This window comes from Kiloniella sp. EL199, assembly GCF_900313065.1.
Taxonomy (GTDB): Bacteria; Pseudomonadota; Alphaproteobacteria; order Kiloniellales; family Kiloniellaceae; genus Kiloniella.
The window spans coordinates 103,138-115,832 of record NZ_OMPU01000008.1 but is presented as its reverse complement, the minus strand read 5'-3'; the positions used below and the strand labels follow the sequence as shown (position 1 = coordinate 115,832).

Sequence of the window (12,695 nt, the reverse complement as noted above, 5' to 3'; positions counted from 1 at the left end):
CGCCTTTCTATTTGATACTGCGCCCTCTATTTTATTATGATTAGGGCATTTGTTTGCTATGATGCTATTCAACGGGGATAGCGAGGCACAATGTCTAATCAAAAAATCAATATCAATATTGAAAAAGTTACGACTGAACTGGAAAAGCGAAAGACCGAAATATCTGATATTCGCGCAGCCTGTCAACAATCACGAGACGTCGTAGAACTGGATCAAAGTAAGGTTGGCAGATTGTCTCGAATGGACGCGCTTCAGTCTCAGGCCATGTCACTCGAATCTGAAAGACGTCGGCAAGTCGAATTAAGCAAGATTGAGACAACGCTAGCGCGCCTACAAAATGGAAATTATGGTTATTGTTTGCGGTGTGGCGAAGAAATACAGTTGAAACGTCTGGAGCTGGATCCAACGGTCACTCTTTGTATTGATTGCGCAACTAAAAAAGGAAATGATTAAGTCTATAAAATACCGCGGTATTTAAGCGCTATTTTATCCTTTATTCTAAATCGTATGTATACAAACACGATACCCGGAACCAATCATTACAATTACATTCCGGGCATATGAAGCAAACTTAACCATAACGCAGAACAGGCCAAGAAACTCAGAGTTCGGCTTTAGGTACTTTTCTTACTTTGGTAGATCGTCAGCCAAAATAGCCATGTTAAAGGAATAAGAGAGTTCATCGTCTTCATCATCTCTGTATATGACGCCAATAAATTCACCACCCAGACTTACCTCAATAGAATCAGCCTTCTTTGTTTTTCTATCAAGTGCAATTGCTTCATTTCCAAAAGTTTGACGCAAGTATTTTTCTACGCTGGTAATTTCGTTGTTATCCACGCTTCCGATCTCCGACATTAAATCTAAAGGACCTGATTAACGAAACATCAGGTGAACTGAAAGTTTTTTCTCTCTTTAAATCACCAAAAAGTTCCCTATATTACATTAACACTTACTTAATATGTTTGTGTCAGGATGCAAATATGAACATTAATGCTACATCTTTCCAACCCACTGTCAGGTTCTCTGAACCTGCTGCTGCTATTGATATCAGCGTTGCTGAAAAAAATTCACAAGCAGCTGTGGAAACAAAGCGCCCTGTTGAAAACAGCGAAGCATCCGCTGATTCTAAACAGTTTAGCGGCGACAAAGATCGCGGACAAAACCTTGATATACAGGTTTAACAATCAAGTATTCTACGGCAAAATCATTGTTTTTTGACGAAAATCAATAGTCTGCCACTTTCCATCTACTAGCCTTTCCAGTGTAATTTCCCCTGTATATGGCCCTGAAATCCATCCGTTTTTTGGACGCTTTTTCCCTATATACTTAAAATATGACGCCTGATTTTTCTTCAATGCTTTTTGATCTCGCGTTACTTTCCCAAGCGGATTTTTATAACTGATTGTTAGGCGGTCAGCTATTCTCACCCCCCAAAGTTCAGCCCAAAACAATAGAATTTTAGGATCACTCTGCACAGAAATTCGTTTTTGTTCACTGCGAAATGCCAATAATTTATGCTTTGGTATCTCGGCAGCAAAGCCAGTATCGATAATTCCCGTACCTTTGTATGTAAAGTCCTTGTGTAATGAACGATCCCACAAAGATTGTTCTGTTGCTTCACCGCAACCTGACGGCTTCTTCCCCGTAAAGGGGTCCTTCAGTTCTTTGTTATGTGATACCTGAAAATGCAGGTGTGGAAATTCTGTTTTCCCACTTAACCCAATAATTCCAATTATATCACCAGAATTTACCTTATCACCAGGAGATACGGTAACAGATCCTTTTTTCAAATGAGCATAAGTTGTTTCCCAACCATTTGCATGCTCAATGATAACGCCATTACCAATCTCGCGCTGCTTTACAGCATCATTTCCCTTTAAAATATAGTCCCCCTCCTCAGCATTATTCCTCTTCCTAAGAACAACGCCATCAGCAGCAGCCAATACGGGAACTCCCTGATGATATAAATCATAGCTAAGAACCCTGAAATCCGTTCCTTTATGGCGTTCGTAACTCAGTGTTCCACAGGTATAATCACGATGTCCCGTTCCAGGGCGTGCATCTACATAATTCTGGATCGCACATTCCGTAGGAACAGAGCAGTCAACAGGGCTAATAAACTGCGGTGAACTGTCGGCAGAGAAGCTTGATGATGCTGTAAGAAGAAGGCCAAGAAAAGCGCTTAAACTACATGCAATAACTCTATTCTTAACGCCTGCACTCATAACAAGCGGATGATCCGTCTAAGCACCAAGGCTGCGCCCCCTGCGGTTTCTTCAAGGAACTTGATAAAGTCCATGGTACTTTCTTCTCCCGCCAGATCACTTAGCGAACGTATAATAACAAAAGGCATCTGATAGTGCTCTGCCACTTGCGCAATTGCAGCGCCTTCCATCTCAACAGCCAAACCACCTAACTCATTGCAAAGTCTGTCTCTTGCAATTGTACAACCAATAAACTGATCTCCGGTCAGAATCGTTCCCGATGTAATTATTGGCTTCCGTGCTTCTCCACCCGCAGCTTCGGCAGAGATCAGTGGGAGTTCGAAATTTTCAAGTTCACGAAGGAGTTTACTGATGAGTTCGACGTCAGCATCGTACCCAAGCTTTTCAGTTGGCATATGGATAGGTAAGTGTCCGGGCTGATAGGCTGTTAGCTTATCAGACACAATCATCCCGTAATCATGCTGGATAAGCTTGCTTCCGATAATAACATCCCCAACACCAAGCTTTGGATCCACACCACCAGCAACCCCGGAAAAAAGAACCGCGCGACAGTTAAATTGCTCTATCAGCAAAGTTGTTACAACAGCGGCATTAACCTTACCCATGCCAGCTTCGACAAGTACAGTGTGAACGCCATCCAGTTTCCCCAAAAAGAAAGAGAAGCCTGCGATCTGTTTTTCACCCGTTTTCTCGAAAGCTGACCCAAAATGCTGAATTTCATTTGGTATGGCACAAATCAGGCCAAGTGGTTTCTGGGACACGTTTTTTCCTTCTCAGCAGAGTGTATTTATCTGAAATAATTTTATGAGCGTGATATTAAAAATTTCAACATTTCAGCTTCCTCTTAAGACTATTATTCATAAAGGAAACGAACAAGAGAAGTTGTGATATTTTGAAAGCAGAAAAACAAAACCCCACCAGAAGGCGGGGTATTTTGTACAGAATGGTGGGCCCTACAGGATTCGAACCTGTGACCTGCCGATTAAAAGTCGGACGCTCTACCAGCTGAGCTAAGGGCCCAATCTGCAATATATAAATCCAGAATAATCTGGGGAGAATGGTGGGCCCTACAGGATTCGAACCTGTGACCTGCCGATTAAAAGTCGGACGCTCTACCAGCTGAGCTAAGGGCCCATTCTCATTTGCTTATCAACATTAAAGTGTAATGCTATAAGCGAGGCGGAAGATAGAACCACTTATTGATTCGGTCAACAGCCTTTTTCTCTTCTACAGTAAAAAAAGAAACATTTTTAAAGCAAGCAAGAAGAATTATACTTAAAAGTCAATTAATCCTTGGACTTACGCATAATTTCAAACTTCTCTTCCAGCTTCAATTTCGTCTCTGGGCTAACAAAAGAAGAAATATCCCCACCGAGATACCCAATCTCTTTGACAAATCGTGACGAAATAAACTGTTGTTTCTCAGAAGCCATTAAGAATACCGTTTCAATTTCAGCATCAAGACGGGCATTCATCCCAGTCATTTGAAACTCATATTCGAAATCAGAAACCGCACGTAGCCCACGCAAAATGACCCCGGCTCCAACTTCACGTGCAAAATTCACCAGAAGATTATCAAAGGGCAGAACTTCAATCTCAAAGCCTTTGTCCCGCAAAGGCGCTGTATCATGCAACACCATATTGACGCGTTCTTCGGTATTGAACAGCGGTCCCTTGCGGTCATTGCGTGCAACGGCAATAACCAACTTATCCACCACACGGCATCCGCGGGTAATAATATCCATGTGCCCTTTGGTTACAGGGTCAAAGGTTCCGGGATAAAGCCCAACATGTTTTTTCGTCATGCCCTTAAACTCTTCTTTATCAGGACGCGGGGATTACTCCCCACCCTTTTCCTCTTCAGACGCCTCAGATACAGCCTCTACGGCATCACCTTCTGCCGCATCCATAGCTTCAACACCTTCTGCTCCTTCAGCGCCCTCAAGGGTATCATCTTCCTCGTCTTCACCGTCATCAGCCAATCTGGATACAGAGACAATTTTCTCATCATCAGCAACATTGAACAGATTAACACCACGCGTTGAACGCCCTGCAATTCTAACATCGTGCACAGGACAGCGGATAAGCTTTCCTGCATCTGTCACCAGCATGATGTGATCAGCCTCGTCAATCGGGAACACAGAAATAACAGTCGTTGTTTTTCCCTTGGCTCTGGAAAGATCCAGATTTCCAATCCCTTTACCACCACGGCTGGTCACACGGTACTCATAGGAAGATGAACGCTTGCCCAAACCATCCTGAGAGATGGATAGAATGAACTGTTCACTTTCTGCCATACTATCAAGCTGTTCTTGAGACAATGTCGTCTCTAGCGCTGATGGATCAAATTCGCCCTCTTCCGCGTTTTCACTACGACGTTTTGCATTGGCATAACGAAGATACTGTTCACGGGTATCTGAATCGGCATCCATGTGATTGATAATGGCCATGGAAATAACCGAATCTCCTTCGGCAAGGGAAATCCCCCTCACACCAGTCGATGTACGGCCAGCAAAGACGCGAACACCGTTCACCGGGAAGCGAATACACTTGCCACGCGCAGTGGACAACATAATGTCATCGTGTTCGGTACAGGTCTGCACACCGATCAATCTGCTGTTTTCATCTTCCAACTTCATGGCAATTTTACCGTTTGCCATAACCCGGGTGAAATCTGACAACTTGTTACGGCGGATACCACCCGTAGATGTCGCAAACATAACGTACATTTCTGACCATGCTTCCTCGTTCTCAGGAAGTGGCATCATCGTAGAAATTGTCTCCCCCTGTTGCAGAGGTAACATGTTTACCAAGGCCTTTCCGCGCGACGTTGGTGTTCCAGGAGGAAGGCGGTAAACCTTCATCTTGTATACCATACCGCGGGAAGAGAAAAAGAGAACTGGCGTATGGGTATTACAAACAAAGATCTGGGATACAAAATCCTCGTCCCTTGTCGCCATGCCTGAACGGCCTTTACCACCGCGACGTTGCGCACGATAGGTGCTTAGCGGAACACGTTTGATGTAACCACTGTGGCTAACTGTCACCACCATGTCTTCACGTTGGATGAGGTCTTCATCGTCATATCCGAACACACCGTCCAGAATTTCTGTCCGACGCGGCGTAGCATATTTGGTCTTCATCTCGATGAGTTCTTCGCGAAGAATACCAAGAAGTTTTTCGCGAGAAGCGAGTATTTCGAGATAGTAGCGAATTTGATCCGCGATATCTTCCAATTCCTTGGCGATCTTATCCCGCTCAAGCCCGGTCAATCGCTGTAGACGCAACTCCAGAATAGCTCTGGCCTGTGCTTCTGAAAGGAAATAGTTACCGTCAGCATCGACATTACGGCCCGGCTCATCAATCAATTTAATGAGTGGTTCTACATACTTGGCTGGCCACGCACGGTTCATAAGCTGTTCACGCGCGATGACCGGATCAGAGGCAGCCCGGATAAGCTCAATAACCTCATCAATGTTCGCAACGGCAATCGCCAAACCAACCAACAAGTGGGCGCGATCACGTGCTTTATTGAGTTCAAAAATTGTACGACGCGTAATGACTTCTTCGCGGAATGCGATAAATGCTGAAATAATTGATTTCAGATCCAGCAGTTCCGGACGACCAGAATTCAACGCCAGCATGTTTGCGCCAAAAGACGTCTGCAACGGGCTATAGCGATAGAGCTGGTTCAGAATAACCTCTGGTTCGACATCACGGCGCAGTTCGATAACAACGCGAACACCGTGACGGTCACTTTCATCACGAATGTCTGTAATGCCTTCGATAGTCTTTTCACGGGCAATGTCTGCGATCTTTTCAAGCATTCTTGCTTTGTTAACCTGAAAAGGAACCTCGGTGACGACAATCGCCATCTTATCTTTACGGATTTCCTGAACTTCGGCCTTACCGCGCATAACAATCGAACCGCGCCCAGTATGATAGGCATCGCGAATAGTTGTACGCCCAAGAATAACACCGCCCGTTGGGAAATCAGGCCCGGGAATAATCTCGTTCAGTTGATCAATAGAAAGGTCCGGGTCATCAACAAAGGCACAACAGGCATCCAGAACTTCGCCAAGGTTATGCGGTGGGATGTTTGTTGCCATACCAACCGCAATACCACCAGCACCATTAACCAGAAGGTTCGGATAGCGGGCGGGAAGGACAATCGGCTCTTTCGTAGATTCATCATAGTTGTCCTGGAAATCAACCGTATCACGGTCGATATCTTCCAGAAGTGCTTCACTGGAAACGCGCTGCAGACGAGATTCCGTATAACGCATCGCCGCGGGTGGATCGCCGTCCATGGAACCAAAGTTACCCTGGCCATCAACCAGTGGCAGACGCATAGAGAAATCTTGTGCCATACGAACCATGGCATCGTAAATGGCCTGATCACCATGCGGGTGATACTGACCCATCACGTCCCCGACGATACGGGCAGACTTACGATAAGCTCTGTTCCAGTCATAGCCGGACTCTTTCATCGCATAAAGAATACGACGATGTACCGGTTTAAGGCCATCCCTGACGTCTGGAAGCGCACGCGACACGATAACGCTCATGGCGTAATCGAGGTATGATCGCTTCATTTCGTCTTCAATTGTTACCGGAAAAATATCCAGATTATCGGATGATGTATCAGAGTTCGAAGTCACGTAATTATCCTGTTTCTGTTTAACAGAAAGGCCCTCCTAACCCATGGACAGTACAAGACTGGAACACAAGTTATTTCAGGCGTAAAAAAAATCACATGAAATGTAACAAATTCATCGCGTAGCCACAACAAATTGTATGTAAAAAGAGAGGGAAAAATACTGTTCTACAGGGTTGAATTTAAATAATTTTTTAACCACAGCCTTAAATCGACAAATTCTACTTTATTTTAATTTGTCAAGGGGCAAGTTCTCACCATTTTATACAGCCTGGATCATGTCTACATGCGGTATACCCGCATCATCATAAGGCTCTTCAGAAACGGTTACATAATCAAGATTATTGTAGAATTTCTGTAAATGCTCCTGCGCTGAAATTTCAATTCTTTCCGCCGCTTCTTGCTTGGCAATAAAGTCATGTGCCCGCTCCATTAGCTCAACGGCAACCCCCTGTCCCCTAGCAGCCTTTGTAACAGCGACCCGACCAATCTTGAAACAGCTATGATCTTTAGGATCTTTCAGAATACGGAGAACACCCACAACAGTGTCTTCGTCGCCATAAGCGAGTACATGCCAGGCAACCGTATCCTGCCCGTCCATATCCCGATATAAAGATTCCTGCTCCAGAACAAAGACATCAGAACGAAGCTGCAAAACCCGATAAAGCTGCTCTATGGAAAGCTGCTCAAAATGAAGAAGATCAGTTTTGATCATAATGCCCTAAACCTACCATAAAAATAAAAAGCGACCCCAAAGAGCCGCTTTCATACAAGGTATACCAATAAGCTTAAAACGGGATCTCGTCGTCGAGGTCATCAACGGGCGCACCACCACCTGTTGACCCGCCACCAGAGGAGCCTCCACCGAAACCACCGCCGTATCCGCCGCCAGAGCTACCGCTGCCGCCAAAACCACCGGCGTCACCACCAGAAGAATCGCCGAAGCCGCCGCCGCCCTGACCATCGTTACGGCCATCAAGCATTGTCAGCTCACCACGGAAGTTCTGTAGAACGATCTCTGTGGTGTATTTTTCAACACCGGCGTTGTCCGTCCATTTTCGGGTCTGCAACTGGCCTTCCAGATAAACTTTGGAGCCTTTGCGTAAGAATTTCTCGGCAACATCAACCAGACGATCATTAAAGATAACTACGCGGTGCCATTCGGTTTTGTCCCGACGCTCTCCAGTATTACGATCTTTCCAGCTTTCTGATGTTGCTATGTTCAAATTAGCCACACGCTGCCCTGATTGCATGGAACGGATTTCAGGATCACGCCCCAGATTACCAACCAGAATCACCTTGTTAACACTACCAGCCATGGCCTCTTCCCTATGATTTACTTTAGAATCTAAAAAAATTGATCTGAAACCCTATCAGTCGGGTCGCTCAGAGCCAACGTCTAATAAAAGATCGATAACTTTTCTGCAAGATATTCACATTTTTCAGGAAGCTTTTCAGCAAAATATTCATCCCGTTTTATAAAAAAGGATGCATTTTGTTCACTGTTCGTCCATATATATTCCAACGAGAACATTTACAGGCGATAAAATGAGTTCAATACAGGAATCCCGCACTATTTCCGTACGTGGCGCGAGAGAACATAACCTGAAAAACATCAGTGTTGATTTACCCAGAAACGAACTCGTTGTTATCACAGGCCTCAGTGGGTCTGGCAAATCTTCTCTCGCCTTTGACACGATCTACGCAGAAGGGCAACGACGCTATGTCGAATCCCTTTCGGCCTATGCCCGCCAGTTTCTTGAGCTTATGCAAAAACCTGATGTGGATTCTATCGAAGGATTATCGCCAGCGATTTCAATCGAGCAAAAGACAACGTCAAAAAATCCACGTTCTACCGTAGGCACCGTTACAGAAATTTATGATTACCTGCGCCTTCTCTTTGCACGAGTTGGCATCCCCTACTCACCAGCAACAGGCCTTCCAATCCAAAGCCAGTCTGTCAGCCAGATGGTTGATAAAGTCATGGAAATGGAAAGTGGCACCCGTCTCTATCTGTTGGCACCGATTGTTCGGGGACGCAAAGGCGAATACCGTAAAGAGCTGGCAGATTTACAGGTTCGGGGTTTTCAGCGCGTTAAGGTCGACGGCGAACTTTATGAAATCGGCGACGTTCCCGCGCTTGATAAAAAGAAAAAGCACGATATCGAGGTTGTTGTTGACCGTGTGGTGGTCAAGGATGACATAAAAATACGTTTGGCTGACAGTCTGGAAACCGCCTTGAACCTTGCCGATGGCATCGCCTTTGCTGAAAACGCCAAGACAGGTGAACAGACAATTTTCTCGGCCCGTTATGCCTGCCCGGTATCCGGTTTTACCATTGACGAGATTGAACCCAGACTGTTCTCTTTCAACAATCCCTTTGGGGCCTGCCCCGCCTGTGACGGGTTGGGGAAAACCCTGATCTTTGACGGTGATCTGATCGTACTGGACCAACGTGTTACCCTCAAAGAAGGGGCCATTGCTCCCTGGGCAAATTCGACATCTAAATACTATTTGCAAACCCTTAAAAGTCTTGCCGAACACTACGGCTTTGCTCTTGATCTCGCCTGGAACGACCTGCCTGAAAAAATCAAAAAACTGCTTCTGCATGGCTCAGGTAAAGAGGTCATAGAAATGACCTATACAGATGGCAACCGGAGCTATCAGACCAAGAAGCCTTTCGAAGGCATTATTCCCAACATGGAAAGACGTTTTCGCGAAACCGACAGTGACTGGGTTCGCGAAGAGCTGTCAAAATACCAGACAAAACAACCGTGCCAGACATGTGATGGACATCGTCTAAAACCGGAAGCGCTAGCTGTTAAAATTGGCAAAAAACATATCGGTGAAATTGCCCAGCTTTCCATTGCCGAAGCCGAGAAATGGTTCAATGAGATTCCCGAGATTCTCAGCGACAAAGAAAATGAAATCGCAGTCAGAATTCTCAAAGAAATCAATGAACGGCTTTATTTCCTCGTAAACGTCGGCCTCGACTATCTGACCCTTTCCAGATCTTCGGCAACGCTGTCGGGTGGGGAAAGCCAGCGTATTCGATTAGCTTCTCAAATTGGATCGGGTCTGACGGGTGTTCTCTACGTTCTGGATGAACCTTCAATTGGCTTGCACCAACGAGATAATGCGCGGTTATTGGAAACACTGCGTCGATTGCGGGATCTTGGTAACACTGTTGTTGTTGTTGAGCACGATGAGGATGCCATTCGAACTGCGGATTACCTCGTTGATATGGGGCCGCGTGCCGGAAAGCACGGTGGGCAGGTCGTTGCCTGCGGCTCCCCCGATGAAGTCATGGCAACAAAAGGAAGTTTAACGGCTCAATATCTAACCGGCGAAGTCTCTATAACGCTCCCTGAAAAACGCCGTAAAGGTCATAAAGGGCAAAAGATTAAAGTCCTCAAGGCAAATGAAAATAACCTGCAAAATGTATCGATAGATGTTCCACTTGGCACTTTCACCTGCATCACAGGCGTTTCCGGTAGCGGTAAGTCAACATTGATCCTTGAGACGTTATATAAAGCCGTTTCACGTAAATTGCATAATGCCAAAGGACAGCCCGGAAGCCACGATGCAATAGAGGGGCTAGAGTTTATCGATAAGGTGATTGATATAGACCAATCCCCTATTGGCCGAACACCACGATCAAACCCTGCCACTTACACAGGCGCGTTCTCCCCGATCAGAGACTGGTTTGCCGGCCTACCCGAAGCCAAAACCCGTGGCTACAAACCCGGACGTTTTTCTTTCAATGTAAAGGGCGGACGTTGTGAAGCCTGTCAGGGGGATGGTGTCATCAAGATCGAAATGCACTTCCTGCCTGATGTCTATGTTGAGTGCGATGTCTGTAAGGGTAAGCGATATAACCGAGAGACACTTGAAATTCTCTATAAAGGTAAATCCATCTCAGATGTTTTACATATGAATGTTGATGATGGATTGGAATTCTTTAAGGCTGTTCCCTCTATTCGCAATAAACTGGAAACCTTGCAAAGAGTTGGATTGGGATATGTTCAGGTTGGTCAGGCAGCAACAACTCTTTCCGGTGGGGAAGCACAGCGTGTTAAATTGGCCAAAGAGCTTTCCAGACGGGCAACAGGGAAAACACTCTATATTCTGGATGAGCCCACAACCGGCCTACACTTTGATGATGTGAAAAAACTGTTGGAAGTCCTTCAGTCCCTCGTGGATCAAGGGAACACAATCCTCTGTATCGAGCATAATCTTGAAGTTATCAAAATCGCCGACTGGATTATCGACATGGGTCCAGAGGGCGGTGACAAAGGCGGACGCGTTGTTGCCACCGGAACACCGGAATCTGTTGCCAAGACAAAAGGTAGCTATACAGGTGAATATTTAAAACCCTACCTGAAATAACAAACAAGAAAGGTCGGTTAGAAATCTTTCTATCCGGCCTTTCTCGAATAATCTGATTAATCAGTCATACCTTTTGCTTCATCATCTAGCGTATAGATCTCACGGACCTCTTCGATCCCGCGTAATGTATGTTCCCCCATTGGCATACATTTGCGCCCGACGATTTCGGCGAACTCCTTGCTCATCAGAATGCGCCTACCAAGATCTTTGGTCAACGCTTCCAATCTGGCGACCTCGTTAACTGCCGGGCCAACCGTTGTGAACTGAAGGCGATCAGGCAGGCCAATATTGCCAAACATCACGTTTCCGACATGCAAACCAAGGCCAAAAGAGGCTTCGCATTTGCCATTATCACAGGCGCAAGCATTTAATTCCTTGATACGTTCGACCGCATCGTAAGCTGCCTTTACGGCCAACTCCCCGGTTTCGGCCTGTGTTTTATCTTCGGTAAACGGAAAAATCCCAAGAACAGCATCACCGATCAGTAACAAAACGTCGCCGCCATTATCAATAATGGCCCCCGCCGTACTTTCAAAATAGCCATTGAGTAGATCCAGATAATCCTCTTCCGGCATCATATCAGCCAAGGCGGTTGAATTTCTGAGATCACTGTACCAGATGACTGCGTGAATTTTTTCACCGTCACCACGTTGAATTTGCCCCTTGAGAACTCGTTGCCCCGCATTACGGCCAAGGTATGTTGTTGAGATATTATAGGCAATTTGCTGGGTGATAATGACTTTACAGGCAACAGCCAGACGATTTTGGACGCGAATAAGGGATTTTATATCGGTGTCACTCAAGCCCGCTTTAATATCACTCGACCAGGTTCCCAAAATCCCCCTGCCTTCGGTATCACCCAGAGATTCCTGATCAAAATGGATCGCGTAGCACAAGACATCTGTATAGCCATCGTCACGAAGATCTTCCATAAGCTTGAAGTCATGGATAGCTCCCTCGCCCACCAACCGTCGTCTAAGTAACCCGATCTCTTTGCTCAGCATGAAATAAAACGGACTTCTACGCCATTCTTCTGAACCGGAACTTTCATGCGACATACCGACCGTTTTAACGCCGTTGCCAAGTTCCCAGGTCAATCCCATGGCACTATACAAAGGATGGAGAGTACGAAAGGCAATATATCCACGAGCGATTGGAATGCCTGCCGATCTCATTCTGAGACAACATCCTTCGAATAACTCTTCGATCGTGGTATCGCGAAGCGCCTGAGCCATCACCCAATCGACTACAGAGCCAATCAGACTGTCTTCGTCGCCACCACGTCTAACGCGATCATCAATTCGTTGCATGAAATAAAGAGCTCCGGTTTATTGTGTTATTATAGGTTATGAGAAAGAAAATATATTTATTTAAAACATATGGGTGCAAAGCAGCTTTTTAGTAGATATAACACAAAAAAT

At 45.7% G+C, this 12,695-nt stretch carries 11 protein-coding genes and 2 tRNA genes; 3 read left to right on the top strand and 10 right to left on the bottom strand.

Translation table 11 applies throughout. The annotated features are described in order from the left end of the window. The first annotated feature begins 90 nt into the window (after positions 1-90). Positions 91-453 carry a TraR/DksA family transcriptional regulator gene (locus tag D9A03_RS07055; RefSeq protein WP_120496509.1) on the top strand — a complete coding sequence of 121 codons (363 nt, stop codon included), beginning with the start codon at positions 91-93 and terminating at the stop codon, positions 451-453. Between the two features lie 174 nt (positions 454-627). On the opposite strand, the gene D9A03_RS07050 is transcribed toward D9A03_RS07055, so the two are convergent. Next, complete coding sequence (locus D9A03_RS07050; RefSeq protein WP_120496751.1) at positions 628-840, bottom strand: DUF3126 family protein; 213 nt, start codon at positions 838-840, stop codon at positions 628-630. A 143-nt stretch (positions 841-983) separates the two neighbouring features. Between D9A03_RS07050 and D9A03_RS07045 the strand changes: the two genes are divergently transcribed. Further along, complete coding sequence (locus D9A03_RS07045; protein WP_120496508.1) at positions 984-1,184, top strand: hypothetical protein; 201 nt, start codon at positions 984-986, stop codon at positions 1,182-1,184. A 12-nt stretch (positions 1,185-1,196) separates the two neighbouring features. On the opposite strand, the gene D9A03_RS07040 is transcribed toward D9A03_RS07045, so the two are convergent. The 8 genes from D9A03_RS07040 to ssb form a co-directional block, all read right to left on the bottom strand. Next, entirely contained in the window at positions 1,197-2,228 is a 1,032-nt protein-coding gene (locus D9A03_RS07040) for a M23 family metallopeptidase (protein WP_120496507.1), read from the bottom strand. After that, complete coding sequence (locus D9A03_RS07035; protein WP_120496506.1) at positions 2,225-2,989, bottom strand: 5'-methylthioadenosine/adenosylhomocysteine nucleosidase; 765 nt, start codon at positions 2,987-2,989, stop codon at positions 2,225-2,227. Before D9A03_RS07035 ends, D9A03_RS07040 begins: the two co-directional genes overlap by 4 nt. Positions 2,990-3,172: 183 nt before the next feature. Continuing rightward, positions 3,173-3,248 (bottom strand) — tRNA-Lys (locus tag D9A03_RS07030). A gap of 38 nt (positions 3,249-3,286) precedes the next feature. After that, positions 3,287-3,362: transfer RNA gene (locus tag D9A03_RS07025), tRNA-Lys, on the bottom strand. Between the two features lie 152 nt (positions 3,363-3,514). Further along, positions 3,515-4,033: a pantetheine-phosphate adenylyltransferase gene (gene coaD / locus D9A03_RS07020; protein WP_120496505.1), complete on the bottom strand. Its 519-nt coding sequence runs from the start codon at positions 4,031-4,033 to the stop codon at positions 3,515-3,517. Between the two features lie 33 nt (positions 4,034-4,066). After that, positions 4,067-6,889 carry a DNA gyrase subunit A gene (gyrA, locus tag D9A03_RS07015; RefSeq protein WP_120496504.1) on the bottom strand — a complete coding sequence of 941 codons (2,823 nt, stop codon included), beginning with the start codon at positions 6,887-6,889 and terminating at the stop codon, positions 4,067-4,069. A gap of 258 nt (positions 6,890-7,147) precedes the next feature. Next, positions 7,148-7,600 (bottom strand): GNAT family N-acetyltransferase, encoded by a 453-nt coding sequence (locus tag D9A03_RS07010; RefSeq protein WP_120496503.1) that lies wholly within the window; start codon positions 7,598-7,600, stop codon positions 7,148-7,150. A 73-nt stretch (positions 7,601-7,673) separates the two neighbouring features. Next, positions 7,674-8,204, bottom strand: coding sequence for a single-stranded DNA-binding protein (ssb, locus tag D9A03_RS07005; protein WP_120496502.1), 531 nt, complete (start codon positions 8,202-8,204; stop codon positions 7,674-7,676). Between the two features lie 229 nt (positions 8,205-8,433). On the opposite strand from ssb, the gene uvrA reads away from it, so the two are divergent. Next, complete coding sequence (gene uvrA / locus D9A03_RS07000; RefSeq protein WP_120496501.1) at positions 8,434-11,274, top strand: excinuclease ABC subunit UvrA; 2,841 nt, start codon at positions 8,434-8,436, stop codon at positions 11,272-11,274. A gap of 56 nt (positions 11,275-11,330) precedes the next feature. Here uvrA and D9A03_RS06995 read toward each other — a convergent pair whose 3' ends face one another. Beyond that, positions 11,331-12,584, bottom strand: a complete 1,254-nt coding sequence (locus tag D9A03_RS06995; RefSeq protein WP_120496500.1) for an adenylate/guanylate cyclase domain-containing protein — start codon at positions 12,582-12,584, stop codon at positions 11,331-11,333. Positions 12,585-12,695: the final 111 nt, after the last annotated feature.

What these genes read in the sequence shown, in the direction of transcription:
- D9A03_RS07010 (WP_120496503.1), bottom strand. Translation starts at nt 7,600, where the DNA reads ATGATCAAAACTGATCTTCTTCATTTTGAGCAGCTTTCCATAGAGCAG.
- D9A03_RS07040 (WP_120496507.1), bottom strand. Translation starts at nt 2,228, where the DNA reads ATGAGTGCAGGCGTTAAGAATAGAGTTATTGCATGTAGTTTAAGCGCT.
- D9A03_RS06995 (WP_120496500.1), bottom strand. Translation starts at nt 12,584, where the DNA reads ATGCAACGAATTGATGATCGCGTTAGACGTGGTGGCGACGAAGACAGT.
- D9A03_RS07055 (WP_120496509.1), top strand. Translation starts at nt 91, where the DNA reads ATGTCTAATCAAAAAATCAATATCAATATTGAAAAAGTTACGACTGAA.
- coaD (WP_120496505.1), bottom strand. Translation starts at nt 4,033, where the DNA reads ATGACGAAAAAACATGTTGGGCTTTATCCCGGAACCTTTGACCCTGTA.
- ssb (WP_120496502.1), bottom strand. Translation starts at nt 8,204, where the DNA reads ATGGCTGGTAGTGTTAACAAGGTGATTCTGGTTGGTAATCTGGGGCGT.
- uvrA (WP_120496501.1), top strand. Translation starts at nt 8,434, where the DNA reads ATGAGTTCAATACAGGAATCCCGCACTATTTCCGTACGTGGCGCGAGA.
- D9A03_RS07045 (WP_120496508.1), top strand. Translation starts at nt 984, where the DNA reads ATGAACATTAATGCTACATCTTTCCAACCCACTGTCAGGTTCTCTGAA.